Here is a 26,614-nt window from a genome sequence, read left to right as displayed (position 1 = left end):
ATAACGGCAGCGCTAAAATCTGTCAATAGGTTTTTCAAAAAGCTGTGAAACCTTGGAGAATGAGTTGAACGCGAGTTGTATGCGAGTAGTACAGAACTGAGCACACTAGAACTAAACACACCAGAACAAGGGCCAGACAAGATCGCGACAAGAAATTTGCGCGAACAGTAACCTGACAGGCGGGCACAATAATGGTTTTGTGTGTGCAAAGGGCGTATGATAACGCTATGAATTTTGTTATTAATTATACTGTAAAACACACTGCTAACCTTACTTACATCACTACTAGCAACTATACATGGAGGCGTGCTCATGCAAATTGATTTACATTGCCATACCACGGCCTCTGATGGGGCACTCACGCCTGCAGAAATGGTGATGCGAGCTGGGGTAATGCAAATCGATGTATTAGCCATTACCGACCATGATTCTGTGAGTGGCTTTTATGCGGCAAAGAAAGCCCGCGAAGAGCAACGTTTAGCGCGCTTGCAATTGATTCCCGGGGTTGAATTCAGCACGCTTTGGGAAGGTTTTGAAATCCATATTTTAGGTTGGCAGTTTGACCTTGAGCATCCAGCAATTGTTCGGTTGCTTGCGGAACAACGTGAGCGGCGGCATCAACGTTCGGAAGCCATTCATGCCAAACTTGTAAAGCAAGGGGTTGCGGCCGATGTGTTGCCCACACCGAGGCCGGACTCAAGGCCGGAGCTGAACTCTGAATCTACCGCTAAGGTGGTAACGCGCCTGCACTATGCAGAAGCGCTATTTGCCCATGGCTATTGTAATTCGGTGCAAAATGCCTTTGAAAAGTACTTAGGAAAGGGCCAGTGCGCCTACGAAAAGCCCCAGTGGTGTTTGATGAGTGAGGCAGTAGCCGTGATAAATGCTGCTGGCGGTGTTGCCAGCATTGCCCACCCATTAGCGTATGATTTGAGTAACAAGTGGTTACGGCGGTTAATTACCGAATTTAAAGATGATGGCGGCCAAGCGCTGGAAGTAATCAGTAGCCAGCAAAACCCAGAGCAGCGCCGATGGCTCACGGAATTAGCGCTAGAATACGAGCTATTAGCATCGGCAGGCTCAGATTTTCATTATCCAGGGCGCTACCGTGAGTTGGGGCGTAATTTAACAATGCCGAATGAACTCACACCGGTGTGGCACGATTGGCCGCTCCAGATAAGAGGAATGTAAGGATGAGCCAGTTTTTTCAAATCCATCCGGAAAATCCACAGCATCGATTAATAGTGCAAGCGGCTGATATTGTCCGCAAGGGTGGCGTGGTCGTGTATCCCACAGATTCCGGCTACGGTATTGGTTGCCAGTTACAAAATAAAGATGCGGTAGAACGAATTTTAACTATTCGCCAACTCGGGAAAGAACATAACTTTACCCTGATGTGCCGTGATTTATCGGAGCTTTCAGTTTATGCGCGAGTAGGAAACCAAGCATTTCGATTAATCAAGAATAATACGCCTGGTCCCTATACTTTTGTGTTAATGGCGACGAAAGAAGTACCGAAACGGTTAATGAATCCAAAACGAAAAACGATCGGCTTGCGGGTGCCAGACAACGATATCGCCCAAGCTTTGTTGGCGGAGTTGGGCGAGCCGATGATGTCGACCACGATGATTTTTCCAAACGAAGAGTTTGCAGAGCCTGATCCTTACGAAATTCGCCTACGCTTAGAAAAGTTAGTGGATTTAATTATTGATGGTGGCCATTTAATGGAAAAGCCCACTACAGTGGTTGATTTGGTGGATGATGAAGTGGAAATTATTCGCGTAGGTGAGGGCGATCCAAGCCGTTTTAGTTGAATTGAACAGGGTTCTTTTGAGCCAACAAGATAACTAATTAGGAAACAGCATTTGGTTACTGAGCAGCAATCCTTACCCTTAGGCTTTGTGCGGGGCGAACCGGTTTTTGAACAACCGGAGGATTTATATATTCCCCCGGAAGCCCTGGAATTGATGCTGGATTTATTCTCTGGGCCGATGGATTTATTGCTGTATCTGATTCGCAAGCAAAAAATGGACATTCTTGATTTACCCATTCTCCGTATTACCGAGCAATACATGGTGTATGTGGATATGATGCGGGAAATGAAGTTAGAGCTAGCGGCTGATTATTTATTGATGGCAGCGATGTTAGCAGAAATCAAAAGCCGCATGTTGTTGCCCAAGATAGCCAGCGATGAAGATGAAGAGGAAGATCCGCGCGCTGAGTTGGTTCGGCGCTTAAAAGAATATGAAATCGTGCGCAGTGGTGCCCATGAACTCGATATGCAACCGCAGCAAGAGCGCGATTACTTTATTGCTCACGCTGATACGGATGCACGCGATTTGGCAGGCCATGCGCCGCCAGAGGTAAGCCTAGAGGAGTTAAGTTTAGCGCTGCTAAAAGTGATGCAACTAGTGGATGTGCAAGCCCATCACCAAGTGAAACGTGAAGCGCTTTCTACGCGTGAGCGTATGAGCCGAATACTTGAGAAGCTGCAAACGAATACCAGAATTGAGTTTTCGCAGCTTTTCGAAACAAATGAAGGGCGATCCGGCGTTGTTGTAAGCTTTTTGGCAATTTTAGAGCTCAATAAAGAGGGTTTGATCGCGCTTACTCAGGCTGAATCATATTCAGTGATTTATGTTGTTAGCAAATCAACCGCAGGCGCAACAGAGCATAGAGCCGAGGGTTAATTGGCATGATTGCAGATAAACAATTAAAGCAACTGGTAGAAGCGGCCGTGTTTGCAGCTGAAGCACCCGTTACTCTGGATCAACTGCTTGGTGGCGTGCTTGCAGATTATCGCTTGAATCGGCCACGGCTTCGGCAAGTACTGGATGAATTGAAAGATGATTACCGGGAACGCGGGATTGAGCTGGTAGAAGTAGCCTCGGGGTATCGTTTCCAAACACGCTCGGAATTAGGCCCGGCATTGGTTAATATGTGGCCAGATCGCGCGCCCCGATATTCGGCGGCATTGTTTGAAACTTTGGCTTTAATCGCTTGGCGGCAACCGGTAACACGCGGTGAAATTGAGGCTGTGCGTGGTGTTTCGGTAAGCACACAAATTATGAAAACGTTGCAAGAACGGGGCTGGGTAAAAGTAGTAGGCCACAAAGAAGTGCCGGGAAGGCCCGCGCTCTATGCAACAACGAAAGCATTTTTAGATTATTTTTCGCTACAATCTGTGGCTGATTTACCGGCTTTAGCACAACCTCGGCCTGAGCTTGAGCTCGACTTGGAAAGTGCAGCAGATACTAATGACACGCGGGAGCGTGGCACAAATAAGGAAGAAAACCCGTGAAAGACACCGAAAAGTTACAAAAAGTATTAGCACGTTCTGGCCATGGCTCACGCCGTGAACTAGAAACGATGATTAGCGAAGGCCGAATTCGTGTTGATGGCCACGTTGCCACACTTGGCGAGCGGGTAACCGCCACTGCGGATATTCGTATTGATGGTCATCACGTAAAGGTGCGCAATGCCGAGGAACAGCCATGTCGTGTTTTGGTGTATCACAAGCCGGAAGGTGAGCTAGTGACACGGAAAGATCCTGAGGGGCGTGCGACCGTGTATGAACGCATGCCCTATGTAAATGCGGCCCGTTGGATTGCGGTGGGCCGTTTAGATATCAATACTTCCGGCTTATTGTTAATGACAACCGACGGCGAGTTGGCAAACCGGCTCATGCACCCAAGCTATGAAGTAGAACGCGAATACGCAGTACGCGTGTTTGGGGAAGTTGGCGAAGCGCAAATTCAACGGCTGTTGAAGGGTGTGAAATTAGAAGACGGCGTTTCAAAGTTTAAGAAGATTAAACGCCGTGGTGGCGAAGGCATGAACCAGTGGTTCCATGTGATTCTAACTGAGGGTAAAAACCGAGAAGTTCGGCGCTTATGGGAATCACAAGGTTGCACCGTGAGCCGCTTGATGCGTGTTCGCATGGGCGATTTATTGTTGCCGAAGGGCTTGGTGCAGGGCGGCTGGATGGAGTTGCAAACCGAGCAAGTAAATTATTTACGGCGCTTGGTGGAGTTACCACTGATTGAATCGGCACCGGTAATTACCGATGAAGAGCAGCGCCGGCAATTAAAGCAAGCGCGCCGTGGCAGTATGCGGCATCGAAAGGAGAATCCGGTAGGCCGAGGTGGCCGCCGATTATCCGCTGGTTCGGATTCAATCAGTGCCCGCGAGCATTCACGGAATGTGAAACGCAGCGAAGAACGCAACGAGGGCACGGGACAAGATGGCGCACGGCAAGATCGCAAGCCAGCAGCACGCGGCAAAAATCATGGCAAGCATCAAGGTAAGCATAGTGGCAAAGGGCAAGGTAAAGGCCGGCCACAACGGCAACATCAAGGGCAAGCGCAAAATACATCGGGTAGTGGGAAGAAGTAAGCAGTATGAGTAGTGTATCGATCGAGCAAGCTACGGCCATAGCGTTGCGAACTGAGTGGAGCGAAAGCGAAAGCCTTTGGTTGCGCTGGCCATATCGCGAGGAAGTTTGGCCGCAAACCGCCGATGAGTGGGCTGCTGTGCAAAATGAATATTTACTATTGTTACAAGCGTTGGCGGCGGCGAATATTCCGGTGAATTTGCAAGTTGCGCCCGGGCACTTAGACACTGTGAATAAGTGGTTAGCAGCGCAAAGTTTCACGCCGGCACTTGCGGTTCATTTGCACGAAGTGAGCTATGGTGATGTTTGGCTGCGTGATTGTGCACCTTTTCTTGCGGTTAACTCAGGTGGTTCGAGCGCGAATAGTTCTAGCACGCCTAGCTCGAAGCCGGCAGCTTGGCACTTTCAGTTTGATGGCTGGGGCGGAATCGATGATCAATATCCAAGTGATATTCAAGCGCGCGATTGGTTAACTGCACAACTAGGTGTACCCGCAGATGGGGTACAAACCGATAGTATGGTGCTAGAGGGCGGTGCCCTGCACCACGACGGTGAAGGAACGGCAATTGCCTGTGCGGGCAGTATTTTGTTCCGGCCAGGTAACGATGGGTTAACCGCGGCGGAATTTCGGCAAAAGCTGCATGATGTGTTTGCGATCGATAAAGTGTTAATGGTGCCGGGGCGCTTGGCCGCCGATGAAACCGGAGGCCATATTGATAACCTAGCGACGTTTTTAGCGCCGGGTGTGGTGGTAATTGCTTACACAGATGATGCTAGCCACCCAGATTATGCAACTTGTCGGCGCGTTTTGGATTTTTTTGAGGATGCGGTTGATGCACAGGGCCGTGCGTTTGTAATCCACAAACTACCGCTGCCTAGAGCGCCGCGATTAAGTGCCGCCGAAGCGGTTACTATTAAACAGCGGCCGGGTGTGCGGCGGCGGATCGCTGGGATGCCTTTGATGGCCTCTTACGTCAACTTTTTGCGAATAAACTGTCGGCTTGCCGCAGATTCGGAGGAAAGTGGAAGCCCTGTGCAAAGTAAATTAATTGTAATGCCGGGCTTTGGCTTGCCTAGTGATGAGATTGCAAGGAACCTGATGGCAAAATGGTTGCCTGATTATCGCGTAGTAAGCGTTCCTGCTCGCGCATTGCTCGTGGGCGGGGGCGGTTGGCATTGTGCAAGCTTTGCGTATTGAGGTTAAGGGAGTAATTTAATCTTGCTCTGTAGCTCATTCTTTACGTGAGCAGCAATCTTGCTGGTAAGCTTAATTTAGGAAATAACCAAGGAGTAGGCCATGAATTCGATTTACCATAGTTCGCGTATTAACGCAGCAGCCCCCGTTGAGGCGAGAAAGGCATTACATGTGAACAAATTTTTACCTTATTCTTTGCTCCTGTTATTCGCACTGGCTCTCGGAGGTTGTGGGCAATCGAGTGGGCAAGCTTCTGGAACGGCAGCAGTGATGGATACTGTGCAAGTGCAGGCAACAGGCTCGGCCTTGGGTATTCCAGATCAAGCACGTTTAAGCTTTGTAATTGTTGAAGAAGGTACTGAACTCGGGGTGCTTAAGCAGGCCGTGGATAACACCACACTTACGTTTTTAGAGGTGCTGGATGGATTGCAAGTGCCGCGAGAGAATATTAGCAGTTGGCAACTCGATGTTTCCCCTCGGTATAATTATCGTGATGGTGAGCAGCAATTTTTGGGCTATCGGGTAAGCCGGTCAGTGAAAGTGCAGCTCGATGATATTGCAAACTTCGATGTAATTATTGATCAAGCCTTGGCGGCGGATATTGGCCGTGTTGAGCAGGTGCAGTTTCAAGTAGCGGACCCTTCTCCGTTGTACGCCGAAGCTCGCGCTGATGCCATGGCCCAAGCGTGGCAAAAAGCGAGAGAGTTGGCTGAGGCGAGTAACCGCACTATTGCTCGCGTGCATGAAGTGGTAGAACATGGGGCCGCGCCGGCTTATGCAGAGCGTTCCATGGCCTTGCGTACACGGGATACGGCTACCGAAGTAGGGCAACAACAATTATCAGTATCGGTAAGTGTGAAATTTATTTTTCAGTAGTGGGTTAACCTTTTGAATCGTGTGCCAAAACCGCCAAAAGATCCGAATGATGAGAGTTCGATTGAACATCGGGCTGTGGATCTTCTCAGCCGCAGAGAACACAGCGATTATGAGTTACGGCGTAAACTTGAACACAAAGGCTTCGATGTTGAAGCCATAAAACGCGTTTTAGCACGCTTGCAAGAACGCCAATGGCAATCAAACGAACGGTTCGCGGCAAGTTTCTTTCGGCAACGCGTGGAGCAAGGGTATGGGCCTTTGCGAATTCGTATGGAAATGAGCCAAAAAGGCCTTTCTGATTTGGAAATTGAGGAAGTGTTTGCCACTAGCGCGCCTGATTGGCGAGAACTAGCCAAAGATCGCTATCAACGGCGCTTTGCAAAAGCCGGTAATTTTCGCCAATTAGATGCAAAAGAACGGGCTAAACGCCAGCGGTTTTTAGCCCAACGTGGCTTCACCGCAGAGCAAGTATATGCTGCGATTGCAGCGGCGGAAGATGATGACGAAGTGGCCATTTTGTGAGAAGATCGCGCCATAAAATTTAGCATATACCGAAGATTCGAACTTGAGGCAGGGTAGTATTTATGAGCATGACAAGCGCCGAGATCCGTACGGCTTTTTTGAATTTCTTTGCTGAGCGTGGCCATCAGGTTGTGCAAAGTTCTTCGCTCATTCCGGGTAATGATGCCACGCTGCTATTTACCAATGCGGGAATGGTGCCGTTTAAAGATGTGTTCTTGGGCTCAGATAAGCGTGATTATACGCGTGCAACCAGTTCTCAGCGCTGTGTGCGTGCCGGTGGTAAGCATAACGATCTAGAGAATGTGGGCTACACGGCGCGCCACCATACTTTCTTTGAGATGCTCGGTAATTTTAGCTTTGGTGATTATTTCAAGCGCGAAGCAATTCAGTATGCCTGGTCGTTCTTAACCGAAGAGCTGCAATTACCAAAAGAGAAGCTTTGGGTTACTGTTTTTGAAGAAGATGACGAAGCTTACGATATTTGGGCTGATGAAATTGGCGTGCCTCACGATCGTATTAGCCGGATAGGCGCTAAAGATAATTTTTGGCAAATGGGTGATACGGGCCCTTGTGGACCATGCTCTGAAATTTTCTATGACCACGGTGAAGACGTGTGGGGCGGGCCGCCGGGAACACCGGAAGAAGATGGTGATCGTTATATTGAAATCTGGAACTTGGTGTTTATGCAGTTCAACCGCCAAGCTGATGGTTCCATGGAGCCGCTACCTAAGCCTTCAGTAGATACCGGTATGGGCTTAGAGCGCATTGCTGCGGTATTGCAGAATGTGCATTCGAACTATGAAACCGATACCTTTGTTGCCCTTATTAAAGCGGCCGCTGCGGCGGTTGGCACTGATGACTTAAATGCACAATCACTGCGTGTAATTGCCGATCATATTCGTTCCTGTTCCTTTTTAATTGCTGATGGTGTTTTACCCTCGAATGAGGGCCGTGGATACGTATTGCGCCGTATTATTCGCCGCGCTGTGCGCCATGGTTCGAAACTCGGCGCCAGCGAACCGTTTTTCCATACGTTAGTTGCCGAGCTTGTCCGTTTAATGGGCGAAGCATTCCCAGAATTAGCAGCTGCGCAAAAGCAAATTGAAAAGGCATTGCTGCAGGAAGAACAACAATTCGCACGTACCTTGCAACGCGGTATGAGTTTGTTAGAAGACGAAGTGGCGCAACTACCCGAAGCAGGCGTGTTAGCTGGCGATGTTGCTTTTAAATTGTACGATACTTATGGCTTTCCTTACGATTTAACCGCTGATATTTTGCGCGAACGTGGCTTTGGGTTAGATGAAGCGGGTTTTGAGCAGGCGATGGCCGAACAACGAGCAAGAGCCCAACAGGCCTCGCAATTCGGTGCCGATTATAATGAACGTTTGCAATCTGAAGTAGTTTCCGATTTTGAGGGCTACAGTGCCTATGAGAGTGAAGCCAAAATCGTTGAGATTTTTGCCAACGGGGAATCGGTTGGCGAGCTTAAATCAGGTGATACCGGTATTATCGTATTGAACAACTCACCTTTTTACGCCGAGAGCGGTGGCCAAGTTGGCGATATTGGTGTGCTCGAAGTAGCCGGCGAACCGGTTTATACCGTGGCGGATACTCAGTATATTGGTAAGGCTATTGGCCACCATGGCACCGCTGATAGCGATCTGCGGGTAGGCGATACCGTGCTTGCTGTGGTTGATGATGAAAGGCGCTGGGCGATTCGGCGTAACCACTCAGCTACTCACCTGATTCATGCTGCACTGCGAAATATTTTGGGTGATCATGTTGCTCAGAAAGGTTCGTTGGTAAATGAACAGCGCTTACGTTTCGATTTTGCCCATCCACAACCGGTTACCGATGCCGAGTTACAAGCGATTGAAACACAGGTGAACGAGCAAATTCGCTTGAATAGCCCGTTGGCAACCGATGTATTGCCTTTGGAAGAAGCCAAAGCACGCGGTGCAATGGCGTTATTTGGCGAAAAATATGCGGATAACGTGCGTGTCGTTCAAATGAGCGATTACTCGTTGGAACTTTGTGGTGGTACTCACGTTGAGCGCACGGGTGATATAGGTAGTTTTCGCATTGTTGCTGAATCTGGAATTGCATCGGGTATTCGCCGTATTGATGCGGTTACAGGGGCGGGTGCAGTAGCTTATACACAAGCTCAGCAACAGAAGCTTTTAACTGCGGCAAGCTTATTAAAGAGTGATCCCAGCGCATTAGCGGATCGTATTGAGTTGCTGCTAGGAAAGCAAAAACAACTAGAGAAAGATCTTGCGGAGTTGCAAAAGCAAGCATCTGCACAAGCTGGCGCATCTTTACTGGATACCGCAAGTGAGATACACGGCGTTAAAGTTATTGTAGCGGAAGTTCACAATACAGAAGCTAAGGCTTTGCGCGAAATGGTTGACGATCTGAAAAATCGAATTGGCGAGGGTATTGTTGTACTCGGCCTCCGCCAAGACGATAAGGTAAGTTTAATCGTTGGGGTTACGAAGAATTTAACCGGTAAAGTTAAAGCGGGTGACCTAGTAAATGTAGCTGCCGAAAAAGTTGGTGGCAAAGGTGGTGGCCGGCCAGATATGGCTCAAGCTGGTGGCACCCAACCTGAAAATTTAGATGCTGCGTTAGCAGCTGCCAAACATTGGCTTGAGAGTGCGCTGTAAGGCTTCTCGTACGATGCTATAGGTAAATCATAGCGAAATATGAAGATCGTCATATCGCGAAATCTAGGCAAATTGATACTATTTCACGGCTTCTGTTGTAGTGCGTCGTTGATAGACGCACGAGAAGCTAACATGAAAGGAGCAGATGGATGCTAATATTGACGCGACGTGTCGGAGAGACATTAATGATAGGCGATGACGTCACGGTCACTGTCTTGGGCGTAAAGGGTAACCAAGTACGCATCGGTGTGAATGCTCCGAAAGATGTTTCAGTTCATCGTGAAGAGATTTACATGCGAATCCAAGCAGAGAAAGACGATTCAGATAACACTGATTAGTTTTTTGTAGTTTTGGCTCCGCAAATCTCGAGAAATTTAGAAAGAAATAAGAAGCCGGCAATGCCGGCTTTTCTCTTATAAAATGAATGAAAACTAGCAAAATTTAAGCATAATGCTTAAATATACCGCAGTTAGAAGTGCAAAGTTGAAAAAGCGTTTGACATGCTCGCTCAAATCGCTATCATTCGTGCCCACAAGTTGCGGTGAGGTGGCCGAGCGGCTGAAGGCGCTCCCCTGCTAAGGGAGTATAGGGTTTATAGCCCTATCGAGGGTTCGAATCCCTCTCTCACCGCCAGTTTTGAAAAGATGGTTGATAGAAAGAAAGTAGCTAGCTTCAACAGCAGCTTAATTCTTACTTGAAATTGTTATGTGACGCGCTCGTAGCTCAGCTGGATAGAGTACCTGGCTACGAACCAGGCGGTCGGAGGTTCGAATCCTCCCGAGCGCGCCAATTCAAAACGCTCTGCAACTTGGTGATTGAAAAATCACATGCAATAGGATCAATACGCGCTCGTAGCTCAGCTGGATAGAGTACCTGGCTACGAACCAGGCGGTCGGAGGTTCGAATCCTCCCGAGCGCGCCATTGATTCCCTCCTTGAGTTATAAAAACTCAGCACTATCTTGTTTCAACTCACTTCGTTTTAACTCACTTCGTTTTAACTCACTTCGTTTTAACTCACTTCGTTTTAACTCAAATGTGCACTAGGCCTTTGCGGTTACTTTTTCTTTGTTCTCAGATATTCTCACATTTTGATGCTTACGCTTTGGTAGTCATTATTTGCCCACAAAAGATGTACAATTCTTACGCTTTATTGTTTGCGGCTATAGCCTTTATCATTCCTCTGCATAAGGTTTATCCTTTTCTTTCCCGGCGCAGCACTCTACAATTACATAACAAATTTATACACTCGTTCTAAACGTGCGGGTTACAGGGGCTTGTTATGCATGAACTGTTCGCCGAAACCATAGAAATAATGCTAGCCGGAATGGGCGGTGTGTTTCTTTTCCTTATTCTTTTAACCATAGCCGTTACTCTCCTTACTCAATTTTTTTCCGAAGGTGATGCATCGCAAGGCCCCAATAGCAAGCAAGCTAGCACAGCTGCGGGTAGCGAAGCCGCCTCAGCCGGTGACCAAGAATCGACAACAAGAGCGACAAAACTCGCGGCTGTTACCGTTGCCGTGCAAAAGTATCGGCAAGCCCGCGAAAGTTCCGCGGACCAACAGGAGTAATTCATGTCTAAACCTCTTTTACTAACAGAACTCGTACTTCGCGATGCGCATCAATCTCTGCTCGCTACGCGGTTAAGAATCGAAGATATGCTGCCAATTGCGGAGAAGCTCGATAAAGTGGGCTATTGGTCGATGGAATCTTGGGGTGGTGCCACGTTCGATGCCTGTATTCGCTACTTGGGTGAAGATCCGTGGGAACGTTTACGAGAAATCAAAAAGGCGATGCCGAATACCCGCCAGCAAATGCTATTGCGGGGGCAAAACTTGCTGGGTTACCGGCATTATGCGGATGATGTAGTAAAACGTTTTGTGGAGCGCGCGCGCGTTAACGGCGTTGATGTGTTTCGAATTTTTGATGCCATGAACGATGTGCGTAATTTAAAAACTGCGATTGAAGCCACTATTGCCAATGATGGCCATGCACAAGGAACCTTATCTTACACGGTAAGCCCAGTGCATACCCGTGAGCGTTGGGTAGCAATGGCGTTGGAAATGGAAGCCATGGGCTGCCATTCAATTTGTATTAAAGATATGGCGGGGTTGTTACGGCCATACGAAGCCGAAGCGCTCATTACCGATTTAAAGGCGAACTTAAAAATTCCAGTAGCCATGCAGTGCCATGCCACTACAGGATTAAGCACCGCAACCTATCAAAAGGCCATTGATGCGGGCATTGATATGCTCGATACCGCGATTTCATCCATGAGTATGACATACGGCCACAGTGCAACAGAAACCTTAGTAGCCATGGTTGAGGGCACAGAACGGGATACCGGATTGAATTTAGCGGAATTAGAGGAAATCGCTGGTTATTTCCGCCATGTTCGGAAGAAATATGCCCGTTTTGAAGGCTCGTTGAAAGGCGTAGATGCACGCATTCTTCTAGCGCAGGTGCCAGGTGGCATGTTAACGAACATGGAAAACCAACTGCGTGAACAAAAGGCCTTAGATAAATTTGATCAGGTATTGGAAGAAATTCCTCGGGTACGGGAAGATTTAGGCTTTATCCCTTTGGTTACCCCAACTTCGCAAATTGTAGGCACGCAGGCGGTATTGAACGTGCTTACTGGTGAACGGTATAAATCGGTAAGTAAAGAAACCGCGGGCGTGCTGAAAGGCGAATACGGTGCAACGGCAGCGCCGGTGAATGCGGAATTGCAGAAAACAGTTTTGGGTGATGCGGAACCCATTACGTGTCGTCCAGCTGATTTGATAGAGAACGAATTAGATAGCCTAACTGCCGAACTGCAAGAAAAAGCGAAGGTTGAGAACATCCGCCTTGCTACCGATGTGGTAGACGACGTGCTCACTTATGCGTTGTTCCCGCAAGTAGGCTTGAAGTTTTTACAGAATCGAGATGATAAAAGTGCGTTTGAACCGGCTCCGGGCACAGAGAAAGAGAAACCAGTACGAAAATCGGAAACTGGCGATAATAGTATTGAACGCTACGATGTGTGTATTTCGGGTGAGTGTTTCTCGGTAGAAGTTGGCCCTGATGGCAGCTTGAAAGCCTCTGAGCAAAGCCAACAGCCTGCGCAGAAAGAAGAGCAAGCAAGTGCACCAGCGCCTGCAGAAAAGCCGGCTGCCGGCAATTCTCGGCCGATTAATGCACCGCTCTCCGGTAATCTTTGGAAATATCAGGTGCGAGTAGGCGATAAGGTGAAAGCGGGCGATGTTGTTGTGATTTTAGAGGCCATGAAAATGGAAACAGAAGTTCGCTCCGAGATTGATGGTACCGTAGCGGAGATTTCTGCGCGGGAAGGCGATAGTGTGATTTCTGGTGATGTATTGTTAACCCTGCAAGGAGCTTAAGGTTTGGATACGTTAAATACCTTATGGGCAACAACGGGCATAGCCTCGCTCACCTTTGGTGCTCTTGTAATGATCACAGTAGGCTTGGTATTAATTTACCTCGCTATCGTGCACAAATTTGAACCGCTGTTACTTTTGCCTATTGGCTTTGGTGCTGTGTTAACCAACATTCCGCTGGCTGGTATGAACGAGGCAGGCGGAGTGCTCTACACCCTCTATAATTCCGGCGTAGCCACTGGCTTATTCCCATTGCTGATTTTCCTTGGCGTGGGCGCAATGACCGATTTCAGCGCACTTTTAGCGAATCCTCGAATGTTGTTGTTAGGAGCCGCGGCGCAATTTGGTATTTTTGCCACTTTAGTAGGTGCAATTGCATTAAACTTAGTGCCAGGCGTGGAATTCACCATTCAGCAAGCAGCGGCGATTGCTATTATTGGTGGTGCTGATGGCCCCACTGCAATTTATCTTTCTTCTCAATTAGCCCCTGAGTTACTGGGTGCAATTGCAGTAGCTGCATATTCGTATATGGCGTTAGTGCCGGTGCTACAACCGCCGATTATGCGGTTGTTAACCACCAAGAAAGAGCGTGAAATTAAAATGGTGCAGTTGAAGCCGGTTTCTAAGCGCGCAAAAATTCTGTTTCCATTGATGGTGCTAATTCTTACCTTCTTGTTACTACCAACCGCAGCGCCGCTAATTGGTATGTTCTGTTTTGGTAACTTGATGCGCGAATCAGGCGTGGTTGATCGCTTGAGTAAAGCCGCGCAAAACGAGTTGATCAACTTGGTAACTATCTTTTTAGGCTTGGCTGTGGGTGCACAACTTACGGCAACGTCGTTCTTAACCGTGCAAACTTTAGGCATCTTGTTGTTAGGTGCGTTTGCATTCTGTTTAGGAACCGCCGCTGGGGTGTTGATGGCGAAGTTGATGAACTTGGTAAGCAAACAAGAGATTAACCCATTGATCGGCGCCGCCGGTGTATCTGCTGTGCCGATGGCGGCGCGGGTTGTGAATCAGGAAGGTTTACGCGCGAATCAGCATAACTTCCTGCTCATGCATGCTATGGGCCCAAATGTGGCCGGCGTGCTTGGTTCTGCAGTGGCGGCCGGTATTTTATTAGCGCTCGCGGGCTAGTAACCTGTGTTTTTGGCGGGTTAAAACCTAATTAATGCTCTGGTTTACAAATTGGTAAGCCAGAGCATTATTGTATAAAACGCAGCAATAACCGCGCTTACAACGATGATGTAGATATAACCCTGTTTGCCATCACGAATGCGAAATCCGCGCATTTGCAGGTAGAGCGTCCAAATCACACAGAGCAATAGAGGTATTAAGAACAAAAATCGAATCATGGTGTTATTCCGGTGTTATCAGTGAATCACTATCTAAGCTACGTAAATCTTGCGCCGCTTGTTCAGCGTGGTTCAGTAATCCTTCTAAACCACTTATTTGGTCGGCTATCAACCCAACATCGCGATCAACAACGGCGCTCTCTAAGTGAGCTGCTTTTTCTGCCAGTGCGGTTAAACCCAAATTAGCCGAAGCACCTTTTAACGAGTGAAAATAACGCCGCGCATCTTCGTGTTGGCCGCGGCTAATGTACTCCGAAACTTTAATCGCACTGCCGCGATAGCTTGCTACCAAATGATCGAGTAACTTCGTATACAACTCAACGTTATGATTAATCCGGCTCAGCGCTTGCTCAAGATGAATACCGCGCATTTGTGGGTAACGATGAGGTTGTTCTGCTGGCGTTTCGTTGTTAGCCGGCTTCTCAACCTTCTCGTAGGGGCCTGGCACTGCCCATTTCGCAATTTGTGAAAGTAGTAAGGCTTCATCAATGGGCTTTGGAATGTGGCCCTGCATACCCGCGGCGAGCGAGCGTTCAGCATCACCACTCATGGCATTGGCCGTCATCGCTAAAATGGGCAATTGTTGATAGCTATAAAATTGCCGTATTTTCTCAGCCGCTTGGTAGCCATCCATAACGGGCATTTGAATATCCATTAACACCACAGCGTATTGATTTTCTTGCACCATATTCACAGCAACTTCACCATTTTCAGCGATATCCACATTGAAACCATGGCCGGAGAGCATTTCCCGAGCAACATGCTGGTTAATTTCATTATCTTCAACCACCAAAAGCGGCGCACCTTGCAGCGCCTCGGGAATATTTTGAGTATTGCTTTCAGTTGCCTGTTGTTTCCGGCTACCAAACATAGCACCTGTCATTACACGGGCAAGTGTAGCGGTTGTGTAAGGCTTAGTGATGAAATCATCAGTGCCTACTTGCCGCGCTTTTTCAGCTAATTCCTCGGCGTAGTAGCCCGTGGCTAAAATCATTTTAGGCTGCTGCTCAGGCGGAATTTTTTGCTTAATACGCTCAACTAAAGTAAGCCCGTCCATGCCGGGTAAGCGCCAATCGATGAGCATGAGTTGATAGGGCTCTTTTTCAGCAATGGCCGCGGCAACCTGTTTAATAGCTTGCTCACCACTGTGGCAAGTGAAAGCGTTCATGCGGTAGGAACGCAGAGTTTCTTTGAGCATTTCCCGTGTGCTGGTGTTGTCGTCAACCGCTAACACTTTCACATCGCGAAGTTGCGACATCAAAAGCTGGTGATGAGAGCTATCCTGGCTTTCTTGCAGTGGCAGAACTAATTCAATAAAGAAGTTAGAGCCCTGATTTGGGCTACTACTCACCCCAATATCACCTTGCATAAGTGTTACTAAACGGCGGGAAATAGTTAGGCCAAGGCCCGTGCCTCCGAACTTACGGGTGGTTGAGGTATCCGCTTGGGTAAACGCTTGAAACAATTTCGCAGTTTGTTCGGCTGTCATGCCAAGGCCCGTATCTTTCACCTCAATACGCAACCAAACTTTATCTTCACTTATATCGAGCAGCGTGCAGGAAACATTAATTTCCCCGTCATCTGTGAATTTGATGGCATTGCTCACCAGATTGATTAGCACTTGCTGCAAGCGCAAAGGATCGCCCATCAGCATTGTAGGAATGTTCGCAGGTAAGTTTATGATGAACTCAAGGCCCTTATCATAGGCCTTGTAGGCAAACATATCCGCTAGGGTGCCGAGCACTTCATCAAGATCGAAAGGGATCCGCTCAATAGTTAGTTTGTTCGCCTCGATTTTTGAAAAATCAAGGATATCGTTGATAACCCCAAGAAGGGCTTGGGAAGAGGAATCAATTACCTTCACATAACGTTTTTGTTTATCGGTTAAATCAGTTTTCAGCGCTAAGTTCGCCATACCCACAATCGCATTAATCGGAGTGCGAATTTCATGGCTCATATTGGCCAGAAAATCACTTTTCGCTAGATTCGCCGTTTCAGCGGCAGAGCGTGCCTCTTCCGCGGTTTCTCGCGCACGGGACATTTCTTCAGCGGCACGTTTAATACTTGAGATATCGTAATAGCTACCAAGAATCCCAATAATCTCGCCGAATTCATCGTAGAGCGGCACGCTAGAGTGTTCCGCCCAACGTACGTTTTCAAGAGAATCATCATCAAGTTTAAGTTGTATTCGGAGCTCTTGATTACACGAGGCAACTTGTTGTTTGAAGGTTGCCTCATCACGGGCACGAAGCTCCGGGTTTTGCGCTAGAAGTGGCAAATCGGCATCAGTTAAGCCGTGTAATTCCTGAACCGAAGACAAGCCGAAATCTCGCAAAAACCCGGGGTTGGCACCAACAAAACGTAGGTTCTTATCTCGCCAGTAAACCCGATTCGGTAAATCATTGAATACCTGCTGCAAAAGTTGCGTGCTCGAGGTGGAGAAAAACTCTGGTTTTGCCGAACCCGTATTCAAAGTGCTCTCGCGGTAGCCACGCCAAGTTTGCCAACCGTAAATTAAAGCCATGAGCAATAAAATCGCGGCAACCACAGTTGGAATAGGCGCTGGCATCAGTAAGATAGCAACACAGCCGAGAATGTTCCAAAGCCAATAGCTATGATGCAAAAGCACTAAAATTCGAGAGCGAGGTTTTGTTTTCAAGCTGTATTCCTTTCGCTGCATTTTGCCAATTAATGTGGCACACTAAGGCATATCATATCAGACAATTTCCGGGATGTTGCCTTGTCAATGAAGCAAACCATTCGTTTAGAGCAATTCGAGCGCGCAGATATTCGTTCTGCATTGGCAAAAATGAACCGTGGTATTGAGCGAGAAAGCTTGCGGATTACCAGTGAAGGCCAGCTGGCAACCACAATGCACCCAGCAGCGCTTGGCGCAACTTTAACGCATCCGTTAATTACAACCGATTACGCTGAGGCGTTGATGGAATTTATCACGCCGGTGAGCACCTCAATCACAACCACATTAGCGCAACTTCGTGATGTACACCGTTTTACTTATCAACATATTGGCGATGAATACTTATGGCCGTTGAGCATGCCATGTTATTTGAACGCTACCAGTGATATCCGCTTAGCTCAATTTGGTAAATCTCATGTTGGCCGAATGAAAACGGTTTATCGTCAGGGCCTCACTCATCGCTATGGTGCGGTGATGCAAACCATTTCTGGGGTGCATTTTAATTGGTCGGTAAGTGATGAACTTTGGCCTCTGCTTGCTGCGGAGGAAGGGCGGGAAAACAATGCTGATTATCGCTCAGAACGGTATTTTGGTTTAATTCGCAATTTTAAGCGTTGGGCTTGGGTGATTCCTTATTTATTCGGCGCTTCTCCTGTTTTATGTAAATCCTTTCTAAAACATAGTTCTGCTGATCTTGATTTTCACGAACTCAGCTCGGGTATGGTGTATGTACCACACTCAACCTCGTTGCGCATGAGTGATTTAGGCTATACCAACAAGGAACAAGCCGCCTTAAAAATTACTTATAATTCTCTTGATGATTACGTTGATGGCCTGCGCCGTGCTGTGTTTACACGCTCGGAACAATTTGCCGATATTGGTGTGCAAACTGGTGATAAATGGCAACAGTTAAATGCCAATATTCTACAAATTGAAAATGAATTCTACTCACCCATTCGGCCAAAGCGGGTAGCGGATTCCGGCGAAACACCAACTCAGGCTTTAGAGCGCGGCGGCATTCAATACATTGAAGTACGAGCATTAGATGTTAATCCGTTTAGTGAAGTGGGAATTACTGCCGAGCAAATGCGGTTTTTAGATTTATTCTTGTTGTTCTGTTTGTTTACCGAAAGCCCTGAGCTGAGTATTGAGTGCCAACAAGCCACGGAAAAAAATGTGAACAAGGTTGTGTTGCGTGGCCGCGAGCCCGGATTAACCCTAATGGATGAAGCTGGTGAGTATTCAGTGCAAGAGCGGCTAGCGCACTTGTTCGCGGAGATGGCAAAGATTGCCGATGTGTTAGAAGCTGAAAGTAGCGCTTATCATCGGGCCCTGCAAAGCTTTGCGCCAGCAATTAGCAACCCCGATGCCACTTTTTCAGCAAAACTGTTGCGCATGTACGAAGAAGCCAGCAAGATTTTCCAGCATGTTGGAATGCGTTTTGCTGTGGAATATCGAGATAGGTTAAAAAACTCTGGTTACGAATTTTATACTGAAGCAGATTTCCAGAAAATGGCCGCGCAATCACTTGCGGAACAAGCTGAGATAGAAGCGCAAGATAAGGGAAGTTTTGGTGATTTTTTAGCAGCATATTTCGAACAAGCTTTAGATAAAAAAAAGCGCGCCTAAAAAGGCGCGCTAACCAAACTTACCAAGGGATCTAACACATGAAAACTCTACACATAAACTCTGAACATGTGATTAGGGAAAAGTTCCAACAAACTATGAAAAAAAATATAATTCGAACTTTAATTGTAGCCTCTCTCGTTGTAATTACCGCCGGCTGCGCCACAGCGCCGCCTCGGGAACCAGATAATATTTGTAATATTTTTGAAGAGCGGCGAGATTGGTGGCGGGCCGCAAAAGATATGAATAAAGAGTGGGGCGTTCCTATTCATGTGCCGATGTCGATTATGTATCAAGAAAGCTCGTTCAAGCACAATGCAGCGCCACCGCGAAAATATTTTCTCGGTTTTATTCCTTGGGGCCGTATTAGCGATGCCTATGGGTATGCCCAAGCTAAAACCATGACCTGGGATGATTACATTCGGGAAACCGGTAAACGCCGCGCCCGCCGAGATAACTTTGATGATGCTATCGATTTTATTGGTTGGTTTATGGATAAATCGCAGCGTATTAACGGAGTTTCTAAGTGGGATGCCTATGCGCAATACTTGAATTATCATGAAGGGTGGGGCGGTTATCAGCGGCAAACTTATTTGCAAAAAGAATGGTTAGTACAAGTGGCTCGGCGCGTAGATGCCCGCGCAATTACGTACGCGCAACAATTAAACCAATGTGAAGAGAAGTTGAATCGAGGCTGGTTCCGGCGCTTATTCTTCGGCTAATATTCTAGGTTTTATTATCTTTACTCAGCAGCTTTCGGCGCTTTTTCGTTTGCGGTTGTACCCTTACTTTTTCTATTCGATTATCGTTAACCGATACTATTTCAATGGCGTAGCCAGAAATACGAATACACATCGGATGTTCAGGGATATCGCCAAACTCCTCGATGATTAGGCCGTTTAAAGTTTTCGGGCCGTCGATAGGCAGTGATATTTTCAGTTCGCGGTTAAGATCCCGTAAATTCACCGTACCCTCAACGATAAAACTACCATCGGCATGCTTTTCCATGTGTTCATGGCTTTGGCCACCAATATTAGTAGTAAATTCCCCGACAATTTCTTCAAGAATATCTTCCAACGTTACTAAACCTTGAATATCCCCGTATTCATCAACCACTAGGCCGATACGCTCTTTATTGCGTTGGAACTTTAGCAATTGTACGTTTAGTGGCGTGCCCTCAGGAATAAAATAGATATCTCTTGCCGCCCGAACAATAGCGGCTTTTTCTGGATCTACATGAGTGCGGGTGAGTAGGCGCAGGATATCGCGCGCGTGCAAGAAACCAATGGCATCGTCGATTTCTCCGCGGTAGAGCAAAATAAGCGTGTGCTGCATATGATTCAATTGGCGAATAATAGCCGGTAACTCATCATTTACATCGATGGCGACAATTTCATTCCGTGGAATCATGATGTCATCCACCGTTACTTTTTCTAAATCAAGGATACTTACTAGCATTTCTTGGTGGCGTGATGGAATGAGAGAACCGGCCTCGTGCACTACTGTTCGTAACTCCTCGGCGCTTAGCGTATCTCGGCCGGCAGCTTTAGGGTTAATGCCCAACAAACGCATAAGGTTGTTGGTAATAAAGTTAACTGTGGCAACGATGGGATAAAAGATTTTCATTAACGGGGAAAGTAACAAAGAGCTCGGATAGGCTACTTTCTCTGGATGCAAAGCGGCAATAGTTTTCGGCGTTACTTCTGCAAAAATCAGGATTACTAGGGTGAGCACAACAGTAGCCAAGGCGATACCATAATCACCATATAAGCGCATGCCGATAATGGTAGCTATGGCGGAAGCGGCAATATTCACTAGATTGTTGCCGATCAAGATGAGGCCGATTAGGCGATCTGGGCGATCGAGCATAGCCGATACGCGTTTTGCGCCTTTATCGCCACCTTGGGCTAAATGCCGAAGCTTGTAGCGGTTAACCGACATCATTCCGGTTTCTGAGCCGGAAAAATAGCCAGAAACGAAAATTAAAACAATGAGAATGAGAAATAAAGTGCTAGTCGCAATGTCGTTCAAGAGAGAACCCTGTGGTTTATTATAAGACTCTTAATGTAGAGATAGCAGTGGTGAAGTCAAGTTCTGCCGTTGCCTTTCATTATTTAGCTTATGATGATATCGCGTACAAAGCGGCTGCCAAAATACCCTAAAATGAGCAAGGCACTGGCGATCAAGGTATAAAACACCGCTATACGGCCACGTAGCCCGCGCCAATAGTGAATCACTACAATAGCGCCAAAACTTAAGCAGGCAGCCATTGAGAATATGGTTTTATGTAATTGGCCACGGGCAAAAATATCATCGAGATAAATGAAGCCCACAATAATCGCGAGCGCCAGTAAAACACTACCGGCAGTGAGTAAGCGGAAGAAATATTGCTCCACTGACAACAATGAAGGCATGCGTTCGGAAACGGCTTTCACGCTATGAGTTTTTAGTAAGCGCGTTACGTAAAGGAGCTGAATACCGTAGAACGTGGCTAAGGTGAGAATGCTCGAAGCGAGTAACGATAAACTAATGTGTAAGGCAAATACCGGGCTCATTTCTAGCGGCCGGCCAACATCCTCGGGTACCAAAAATAGGGCTAACAAACTCATTGCTGCAAGTGCATAGATCGATGGGCGCAGCAACAAGCTAGCAGGTTGCTCGCCGCGCAAACTATTAAATACACCAATTAACCAAGTGATAATAGCTAGCGTAGTAAAGAGATTAATTTTTACCAACGCCGTTTCCGTTACGATGCTGGTAAGTACTAAAAAGTGGCTAATGAGTGCCAATACGGAAATAATTAATGTGCGCCGCTGCATGTTGTTTGGCGAACTGATACGCTTGCTCACCAGAAACCCGGCTAAGAGATAAGCCACAATGCTAAAGATAGTTAACGCTGTGAGCATTAGATATGTATTCTCCGTTTCCAGCTGTCACTCATAAATTATTGCTTAGATTCTCGCACATACAGAGCTTAATTAGCACAAAGTATAAGAAAAAGATCAAAATAAAAGATGAGTATAGGCTTGTAAATCGCCAAACCCAACCTCATTCCGTTATAATACCTGAAACTCGGCTTACAGGAAGATAGTATGTTTGAAAACCTGAGCGATCGTTTATCGCAAAGTTTACGCAATATCAGCGGACGCGGGCGATTAACTGAAGATAATATTAAAGATACTTTACGCGAAGTGCGAATGGCGTTGCTTGAAGCAGATGTAGCGCTGCCAGTGGTGAAAGCGTTCATCGCCAAAGTGAAGGAACGCGCGCTAGGCGTAGAGGTAAATAAAAACCTTAATCCCGGGCAAGTGTTTGTAAAAATCGTTCAGGCCGAACTCGAAGCGGCGATGGGCGAAGCAAATGCGCCCTTAAACCTAGCCACGCAACCACCAGCAGTAATGATGATGGCGGGCCTGCAAGGTGCGGGTAAAACCACCAGTGTGGGTAAACTTGCGCGCTTTTTGAAAGAAAAGCAGAAGAAAAAGGTTTTGGTGGTGAGCGCCGATGTTTATCGGCCTGCGGCGATTGCCCAGCTCGAACGATTAGCGGCGGATGTTGATGTGGAATTTTTCCCATCGTCGGTAGAGCAAAAGCCTGTTGATATCGCGAATGCGGCTATCGATTACGCGCGGAAAAAATTTATCGATGTAGTGTTAGTGGATACCGCCGGCCGGTTAGCCATTGATGAAGCCATGATGGCGGAAATTAAGGCGCTGCATGCGGCGATAAAACCGATCGAAACCTTGTTTGTGGTAGATGCCATGACCGGGCAAGACGCGGCCAACACGGCAAAAGCCTTTGGCGAGGCGCTGCCGTTGACTGGGGTGATTTTAACCAAAGTTGATGGTGATGCCCGCGGCGGTGCCGCCCTTTCTATTCGCCATATTACTGGCCAACCGATTAAGTTTCTTGGGGTTGGTGAAAAGAATGACGCGCTCGAACCATTCCATCCTGACCGTGTGGCTTCTCGCATTTTGGGTATGGGCGATGTGCTTTCACTTATTGAAGAAGTGGAATCGAAAGTAGATCGAGCACAAGCCGAGAAAGTTGCCAAGAAGGTAATGAAGAGTGGTAAGTTCAGCCTCGAAGATTTCCGCCAACAGCTGCAACAAATGCGGAGCATGGGCGGTATGATGGGGTTGATGGATAAATTGCCTGGCATGGGCCAAATGGCCGGAAAGATGCAAGGGCAAATGGACGATAAAACAACGGTTCGTATGGAGGCCATTATCAGTTCCATGACGCCGAAGGAGCGGGAGCATCCTGATTTAATTAAGGGCTCGCGGAAACGCCGAATCGCCGCAGGTTCCGGTGTGCAGGTGCAAGATGTGAATAAACTGCTGAAGCAATTTATGCAAATGCAAAAAATGATGAAAAAAATGAAAGGCGGCGGCATGGCGAAAATGATGCGGCAAATGGGGGGGGAAATGCCCCCAGGAATGTTCCCTGGCCGTTAAGAATCTGCTCAAACCCTCAGTTTTACTTGCGTTTACGCGAAAAATACGTAGAATAATGCAGCCCCCCAACCTAGTGTTGGGTGGGTTTCTTTAACCTTTGAAAACATTGAAAAAGATAGGATAACGGTAATGGTAACCATTCGATTACAACGGGGTGGCGCTAAAAAGCGTCCATTCTACCAAATGGTAGTTACCGACAGCCGGAACGCCCGTGATGGACGTTTCATTGAGAATGTCGGTTTCTTTAACCCGGTAGCTCGTGGCCAGGAAGAAAAAGTACGTGTAGATCTAAACCGTGTTGAACATTGGGTAGGTCAAGGCGCACAACTTTCTGAGCGCGTAGCTAAGTTGATCAAAGACGCGCGTAAAGCTGCGTAATCAACACACCGGTACACAACTGAATATGAGTGAATCTCAAGTAATGGCAGAACAGCAAACTCAAGATAATGAGAACGTAGTAGTAGGCACCATTGGTGCAGTTTACGGAATCAAAGGCTGGGTGCGCATCAATGCTTACACTGAGAATCAAGAAGGCATATTCGATTACAGCCCTTGGCTAATTGGCCGCAATGGGCAGTGGCGCGAGATCGAAGTGAGCCAATGGCGTTGGCACAACAAAGATCTGGTAGCACGATTGGCGGATATTCAAGACCGAAATACTGCGCAGCAGTTAACGGGATTGGAGATCGCCGTTCCGGTAACTGAGTTACCGGAGCTTGCAGAAGATGAATTTTATTGGCGTGATCTCGTAGGGCTGCGTGTTGTAAATACTGAAAATTACGATATGGGCACTGTGAGTCATCTGTTATCTACCGTTGCGAATGATGTTTTGGTAGTAACAGCCAACCATAACGATGCGTTTGGTAAACGTGAACGCCTAATTCCGTTTTTACAATCACAATATATTGTGAAGGTTGATGCAGAAGAAGGCCGGATAACGGTAGATTGGCCAGCTGATTTCTAATGGCTGCTAGTTTGCATGTGGGCGTGGTATCGCTCTTTCCGGAAATGTTCAGTGCGATCACTGAATACGGCGTAACTCGGCGGGCGGTACAAGAGGGTTTACTTTCAGTAACCCCTTGGAACCCACGAGATTATGCAACAGATCGCCATCGCACCGTGGATGATCGCCCTTATGGCGGTGGCCCGGGAATGCTGATGATGGTTGCTCCGCTGCTTGCCGCTATACGCGATGCAAAAGCTGGAGTTCAGCAACAAGCTGGCGTGGAACCGAAAGTGATTTACTTATCGCCGCAAGGCCGCAAGTTAGATCAACAGGGTGTTCGCGAACTTTCCCAACATAAAGCGTTGGTGTTAGTTGCAGGTCGTTATGAAGGTATAGATGAACGTGTGATCGAAACTGATATTGATGAAGAGTGGTCGATTGGGGATTTTGTTCTCAGCGGCGGTGAGCTCCCAGCAATGGTAATGATTGATACGTTAGCGCGCGAAGTGCCGGGTGTTTTAGGGCATCAGAATTCAGCAACGGAAGATTCTTTCGCTGATGGATTATTAGATTGCCCACATTATACACGGCCGGAAATTTTGAACGGCAAGCAGGTTCCGTCGGTGTTACTTAGCGGTAACCACGAAGAAATAAGGCGGTGGCGGTTGCAACAAGCTCTAGGGCGAACGTGGCAACGGCGACCAGAACTCTTAAATAACCTAGCTCTGACTGACGAGCAGCAAAAACTGCTAACTGCTTTTATCGATAGCCTCGATGCGCAGCAGCAGGATTAGTTCGGGTAGTATATTCTAGGCGGAGAAAATCATGGCTAAAGTTAACAAGAATATTATTAAGTTGCTTGAAGATGAGCAACTGAAGCAAGATCTCCCGGCGTTCGCTCCGGGTGACACTGTTGTCGTCAATGTAAAGGTTAAAGAAGGTGAGCGTGAGCGTGTACAGGCCTTTGAAGGTGTTGTTATTCGCATTCGTAACCGTGGTTTACACAGTGCATTTACCGTTCGTAAAATCTCGAACAGTGAAGGCGTTGAGCGTACTTTCCAAACGCACAGCCCTCTTATCGCGGGTATCACCGTGAAACGTCGTGGTGCTGTTCGCCGTGCGAAACTGTACTATCTTCGTGAGCGTAGCGGTAAATCTGCTCGTATCAAAGAAAAGCTTGGTTAAGCTTCTCTTCGAGCATAAAAAAGGCCCTCCGGGGCCTTTTTTTGTGCGTGTGGATCTTCAGTGACTTCCGTGCGGTGAGGCACTGTAAGCTCGAATCGCTCAAGCACATCCATGTGGCGCTATGATCCGCGCCATCCTTGGCGCGGACATTTCAAGCTTACAGCGCCTCACCGCACTCGCGTCCCTGAAGCTTTACCCGGAATACCTTCCGTAGTGTGAGGGCTTGTCACCTCGAACCACTCAAGCACACGCCTATGGCGCTATGATCCGCGCCATCCATGGCGTGGACATTTCGGTGGCGTAAGCCCCTACAACACTCGCGGTATTCCTAGCGATGAGGCACTTCCGTGGCATGAGAGCTTGCCACCTCGAACCGCTCGAGCACATCTATGCAGCGCTACGATCCCGGTTTTAATTCCAGTTGGTGACGGTAACTGGAATCTCGCCGCCGGTCATTGTGAGTTCGATGGAAACTACGCCACCGCTGTTGGCCATATCAACCAAGGTGTCACAATCAACGTCGTCAGCACATAAAAAGTTATGAGGTGGGAGTGCGTAAATTCCCTCATCGACAAAGACAAAAGCATCATGGATTAAGGTTACAGATTCGTAAGTATAGACGGTGCCAATGGCATCCTGCTCTTCTTGCAATACTTCCAAGATCCGATACTCAGCACTAAAACCATCGGCCGGAGGATCGGCTAACTCAACGATCTCTACCAATAGTTCATACTCAGTGCCAAATTCGTACTGAAAATCTACTAGCAGTGCAATTGAGCCCTGATTTGAACCAGATTCATCGAACAAAGCGGGAGTGCAAAGCGTTCTGAACTCATTTGTGGGCGGACAGAGTGGTGGCTTGCTTCCAATCGTTACGGTTATTCTTTCGTTATCGTTATCGCTTGAATTACAACCTACAAGCGCGAGTAACAATAGTGGGGCGAGAATGTATTTATTATCCATAATAGTTTCACTTTAATGTCCAAATAGTAACGCCACTCTACGTGCATCTAATTGATAAGTGAATTATTAAATTAATTCGCCGCTAATATCTGAATCTATTGATCTGAATGAGAGAGCACGCGAGTTTGGTAAGGGGTTGTTACCGCTAGGGATGCTGCGAGTGTTGTAGGGGCTTACGCCACCGAAATGTCCACGCCATGGATGGCGTGGATCATAGCGCCACATGGATGATGGGATGGACACCTCGCTTTACACGGCGTCGTAATGCGCCATTATTGAAGTGATGTGTTCAATAATCTCAAACGAGGTGTCCACCCATGAAAGTTACAACAATTAGTATCGATTTGGCAAA

General features: G+C 47.5%; 24 protein-coding genes, 3 tRNA genes and 1 pseudogene. 23 read left to right on the top strand and 5 right to left on the bottom strand.

Going from position 1 to position 26,614, the window contains the following annotated elements; genetic code table 11:
• The first annotated feature begins 312 nt into the window (after positions 1-312).
• The 16 genes and pseudogenes from CWE08_RS09790 (at position 313) to CWE08_RS09715 (ending at position 14,169) form a co-directional block, all read left to right on the top strand.
• A complete protein-coding gene (locus tag CWE08_RS09790; protein ID WP_126767877.1) occupies positions 313-1,191 on the top strand; it encodes a PHP domain-containing protein in 879 nt (292 codons plus the stop codon).
• A gap of 2 nt (positions 1,192-1,193) precedes the next feature.
• Positions 1,194-1,814: an L-threonylcarbamoyladenylate synthase gene (locus tag CWE08_RS09785; protein WP_126767876.1), complete on the top strand. Its 621-nt coding sequence runs from the start codon at positions 1,194-1,196 to the stop codon at positions 1,812-1,814.
• Positions 1,815-1,865: 51 nt separating this feature from the next.
• Positions 1,866-2,690, top strand: coding sequence for a segregation and condensation protein A (locus CWE08_RS09780; RefSeq protein WP_126767874.1), 825 nt, complete (start codon positions 1,866-1,868; stop codon positions 2,688-2,690).
• 5 nt (positions 2,691-2,695) lie between these two features.
• Entirely contained in the window at positions 2,696-3,301 is a 606-nt protein-coding gene (gene scpB / locus CWE08_RS09775) for an SMC-Scp complex subunit ScpB (RefSeq protein WP_126767869.1), read from the top strand.
• Positions 3,298-4,248 (top strand): annotated as a pseudogene (rluB, locus tag CWE08_RS09770) (23S rRNA pseudouridine(2605) synthase RluB); the annotation flags it as partial. The gene scpB and the pseudogene rluB, both read left to right, overlap by 4 nt.
• Positions 4,249-4,400: 152 nt before the next feature.
• A complete protein-coding gene (locus CWE08_RS09765; RefSeq protein WP_126767866.1) occupies positions 4,401-5,591 on the top strand; it encodes an agmatine deiminase family protein in 1,191 nt (396 codons plus the stop codon).
• A 99-nt stretch (positions 5,592-5,690) separates the two neighbouring features.
• Positions 5,691-6,464, top strand: a complete 774-nt coding sequence (locus CWE08_RS09760) for an SIMPL domain-containing protein (RefSeq protein WP_126767865.1) — start codon at positions 5,691-5,693, stop codon at positions 6,462-6,464.
• Between the two features lie 21 nt (positions 6,465-6,485).
• Positions 6,486-6,986, top strand: coding sequence for a regulatory protein RecX (locus CWE08_RS09755; protein WP_241973885.1), 501 nt, complete (start codon positions 6,486-6,488; stop codon positions 6,984-6,986).
• Positions 6,987-7,048: 62 nt separating this feature from the next.
• Positions 7,049-9,652, top strand: a complete 2,604-nt coding sequence (gene alaS, locus CWE08_RS09750) for an alanine--tRNA ligase (protein WP_126767863.1) — start codon at positions 7,049-7,051, stop codon at positions 9,650-9,652.
• Between the two features lie 149 nt (positions 9,653-9,801).
• A complete protein-coding gene (gene csrA, locus CWE08_RS09745; protein WP_126767862.1) occupies positions 9,802-9,990 on the top strand; it encodes a carbon storage regulator CsrA in 189 nt (62 codons plus the stop codon).
• A 202-nt stretch (positions 9,991-10,192) separates the two neighbouring features.
• A tRNA-Ser gene (locus CWE08_RS09740) sits at positions 10,193-10,285 on the top strand.
• A gap of 79 nt (positions 10,286-10,364) precedes the next feature.
• A tRNA-Arg gene (locus tag CWE08_RS09735) sits at positions 10,365-10,441 on the top strand.
• 56 nt (positions 10,442-10,497) lie between these two features.
• A tRNA-Arg gene (locus tag CWE08_RS09730) sits at positions 10,498-10,574 on the top strand.
• A gap of 358 nt (positions 10,575-10,932) precedes the next feature.
• Positions 10,933-11,223 carry an OadG family protein gene (locus CWE08_RS09725; RefSeq protein WP_126767860.1) on the top strand — a complete coding sequence of 97 codons (291 nt, stop codon included), beginning with the start codon at positions 10,933-10,935 and terminating at the stop codon, positions 11,221-11,223.
• A gap of 3 nt (positions 11,224-11,226) precedes the next feature.
• On the top strand, positions 11,227-13,035 hold the full coding sequence (oadA, locus tag CWE08_RS09720; RefSeq protein ID WP_126767858.1) for a sodium-extruding oxaloacetate decarboxylase subunit alpha: 1,809 nt from the start codon (positions 11,227-11,229) through the stop codon (positions 13,033-13,035).
• A 3-nt stretch (positions 13,036-13,038) separates the two neighbouring features.
• A complete protein-coding gene (locus CWE08_RS09715; protein ID WP_126767857.1) occupies positions 13,039-14,169 on the top strand; it encodes a sodium ion-translocating decarboxylase subunit beta in 1,131 nt (376 codons plus the stop codon).
• Between the two features lie 44 nt (positions 14,170-14,213).
• Here CWE08_RS09715 and CWE08_RS12200 read toward each other — a convergent pair whose 3' ends face one another.
• Together CWE08_RS12200 and CWE08_RS09710 are read right to left on the bottom strand one after the other, a co-directional pair.
• The gene (locus CWE08_RS12200; RefSeq protein WP_198677148.1) at positions 14,214-14,387 is read right to left on the bottom strand and encodes a hypothetical protein; all 174 of its coding nucleotides are present in this window, start codon (positions 14,385-14,387) and stop codon (positions 14,214-14,216) included.
• A gap of 4 nt (positions 14,388-14,391) precedes the next feature.
• Positions 14,392-17,046 (bottom strand): PAS domain-containing hybrid sensor histidine kinase/response regulator, encoded by a 2,655-nt coding sequence (locus tag CWE08_RS09710; RefSeq protein ID WP_126767855.1) that lies wholly within the window; start codon positions 17,044-17,046, stop codon positions 14,392-14,394.
• Positions 17,047-17,133: 87 nt separating this feature from the next.
• Between CWE08_RS09710 and gshA the strand changes: the two genes are divergently transcribed.
• A complete protein-coding gene (gene gshA, locus CWE08_RS09705) occupies positions 17,134-18,714 on the top strand; it encodes a glutamate--cysteine ligase (protein ID WP_126767854.1) in 1,581 nt (526 codons plus the stop codon).
• Positions 18,715-18,809: 95 nt separating this feature from the next.
• On the top strand, positions 18,810-19,433 hold the full coding sequence (locus CWE08_RS09700; RefSeq protein WP_126767852.1) for a transglycosylase SLT domain-containing protein: 624 nt from the start codon (positions 18,810-18,812) through the stop codon (positions 19,431-19,433).
• A 4-nt stretch (positions 19,434-19,437) separates the two neighbouring features.
• Here the strand turns inward: CWE08_RS09700 and CWE08_RS09695 are convergent, their stop codons facing one another.
• Together CWE08_RS09695 and CWE08_RS09690 are read right to left on the bottom strand one after the other, a co-directional pair.
• Positions 19,438-20,742, bottom strand: coding sequence for an HlyC/CorC family transporter (locus tag CWE08_RS09695; RefSeq protein WP_126767851.1), 1,305 nt, complete (start codon positions 20,740-20,742; stop codon positions 19,438-19,440).
• An 83-nt stretch (positions 20,743-20,825) separates the two neighbouring features.
• A complete protein-coding gene (locus CWE08_RS09690) occupies positions 20,826-21,617 on the bottom strand; it encodes a cytochrome C assembly family protein (protein WP_126767849.1) in 792 nt (263 codons plus the stop codon).
• A gap of 186 nt (positions 21,618-21,803) precedes the next feature.
• Between CWE08_RS09690 and ffh the strand changes: the two genes are divergently transcribed.
• The 5 genes from ffh to rplS all read left to right on the top strand — a co-directional run bounded on the left by ffh (position 21,804) and on the right by rplS (position 25,299).
• Complete coding sequence (gene ffh / locus CWE08_RS09685) at positions 21,804-23,168, top strand: signal recognition particle protein (protein ID WP_126767848.1); 1,365 nt, start codon at positions 21,804-21,806, stop codon at positions 23,166-23,168.
• 129 nt (positions 23,169-23,297) lie between these two features.
• On the top strand, positions 23,298-23,546 hold the full coding sequence (gene rpsP, locus CWE08_RS09680) for a 30S ribosomal protein S16 (RefSeq protein WP_007421085.1): 249 nt from the start codon (positions 23,298-23,300) through the stop codon (positions 23,544-23,546).
• A 25-nt stretch (positions 23,547-23,571) separates the two neighbouring features.
• A complete protein-coding gene (gene rimM, locus CWE08_RS09675) occupies positions 23,572-24,132 on the top strand; it encodes a ribosome maturation factor RimM (protein ID WP_420837083.1) in 561 nt (186 codons plus the stop codon).
• An 11-nt stretch (positions 24,133-24,143) separates the two neighbouring features.
• Positions 24,144-24,908: a tRNA (guanosine(37)-N1)-methyltransferase TrmD gene (gene trmD, locus CWE08_RS09670; RefSeq protein ID WP_126767999.1), complete on the top strand. Its 765-nt coding sequence runs from the start codon at positions 24,144-24,146 to the stop codon at positions 24,906-24,908.
• A 31-nt stretch (positions 24,909-24,939) separates the two neighbouring features.
• Positions 24,940-25,299 (top strand): 50S ribosomal protein L19, encoded by a 360-nt coding sequence (gene rplS, locus CWE08_RS09665; RefSeq protein ID WP_126767846.1) that lies wholly within the window; start codon positions 24,940-24,942, stop codon positions 25,297-25,299.
• A 411-nt stretch (positions 25,300-25,710) separates the two neighbouring features.
• Here the strand turns inward: rplS and CWE08_RS09660 are convergent, their stop codons facing one another.
• Positions 25,711-26,262: a DUF4377 domain-containing protein gene (locus CWE08_RS09660; protein WP_126767845.1), complete on the bottom strand. Its 552-nt coding sequence runs from the start codon at positions 26,260-26,262 to the stop codon at positions 25,711-25,713.
• Positions 26,263-26,614 lie beyond the last annotated feature (352 nt).

This window comes from Aliidiomarina iranensis (assembly GCF_003987135.1).
GTDB classification, from domain to species: domain Bacteria; phylum Pseudomonadota; class Gammaproteobacteria; order Enterobacterales; family Alteromonadaceae; genus Aliidiomarina; species Aliidiomarina iranensis.
This window is presented reverse-complemented; position numbering and strand designations above follow the sequence as displayed.

Coding starts and splice junctions, on each gene's coding strand:
- CWE08_RS09790 (WP_126767877.1), top strand. CDS start 313: ATGCAAATTGATTTACATTGCCATACCACGGCCTCTGATGGGGCACTC.
- CWE08_RS09785 (WP_126767876.1), top strand. CDS start 1,194: ATGAGCCAGTTTTTTCAAATCCATCCGGAAAATCCACAGCATCGATTA.
- scpB (WP_126767869.1), top strand. CDS start 2,696: ATGATTGCAGATAAACAATTAAAGCAACTGGTAGAAGCGGCCGTGTTT.
- CWE08_RS09765 (WP_126767866.1), top strand. CDS start 4,401: ATGAGTAGTGTATCGATCGAGCAAGCTACGGCCATAGCGTTGCGAACT.
- CWE08_RS09760 (WP_126767865.1), top strand. CDS start 5,691: ATGAATTCGATTTACCATAGTTCGCGTATTAACGCAGCAGCCCCCGTT.
- alaS (WP_126767863.1), top strand. CDS start 7,049: ATGAGCATGACAAGCGCCGAGATCCGTACGGCTTTTTTGAATTTCTTT.
- csrA (WP_126767862.1), top strand. CDS start 9,802: ATGCTAATATTGACGCGACGTGTCGGAGAGACATTAATGATAGGCGAT.
- CWE08_RS09725 (WP_126767860.1), top strand. CDS start 10,933: ATGCATGAACTGTTCGCCGAAACCATAGAAATAATGCTAGCCGGAATG.
- oadA (WP_126767858.1), top strand. CDS start 11,227: ATGTCTAAACCTCTTTTACTAACAGAACTCGTACTTCGCGATGCGCAT.
- CWE08_RS12200 (WP_198677148.1), bottom strand. CDS start 14,387: ATGATTCGATTTTTGTTCTTAATACCTCTATTGCTCTGTGTGATTTGG.
- gshA (WP_126767854.1), top strand. CDS start 17,134: ATGAAGCAAACCATTCGTTTAGAGCAATTCGAGCGCGCAGATATTCGT.
- CWE08_RS09700 (WP_126767852.1), top strand. CDS start 18,810: ATGAAAAAAAATATAATTCGAACTTTAATTGTAGCCTCTCTCGTTGTA.
- CWE08_RS09690 (WP_126767849.1), bottom strand. CDS start 21,617: ATGCTCACAGCGTTAACTATCTTTAGCATTGTGGCTTATCTCTTAGCC.
- ffh (WP_126767848.1), top strand. CDS start 21,804: ATGTTTGAAAACCTGAGCGATCGTTTATCGCAAAGTTTACGCAATATC.
- rpsP (WP_007421085.1), top strand. CDS start 23,298: ATGGTAACCATTCGATTACAACGGGGTGGCGCTAAAAAGCGTCCATTC.
- rimM (WP_420837083.1), top strand. CDS start 23,572: ATGAGTGAATCTCAAGTAATGGCAGAACAGCAAACTCAAGATAATGAG.
- rplS (WP_126767846.1), top strand. CDS start 24,940: ATGGCTAAAGTTAACAAGAATATTATTAAGTTGCTTGAAGATGAGCAA.
- CWE08_RS09660 (WP_126767845.1), bottom strand. CDS start 26,262: ATGGATAATAAATACATTCTCGCCCCACTATTGTTACTCGCGCTTGTA.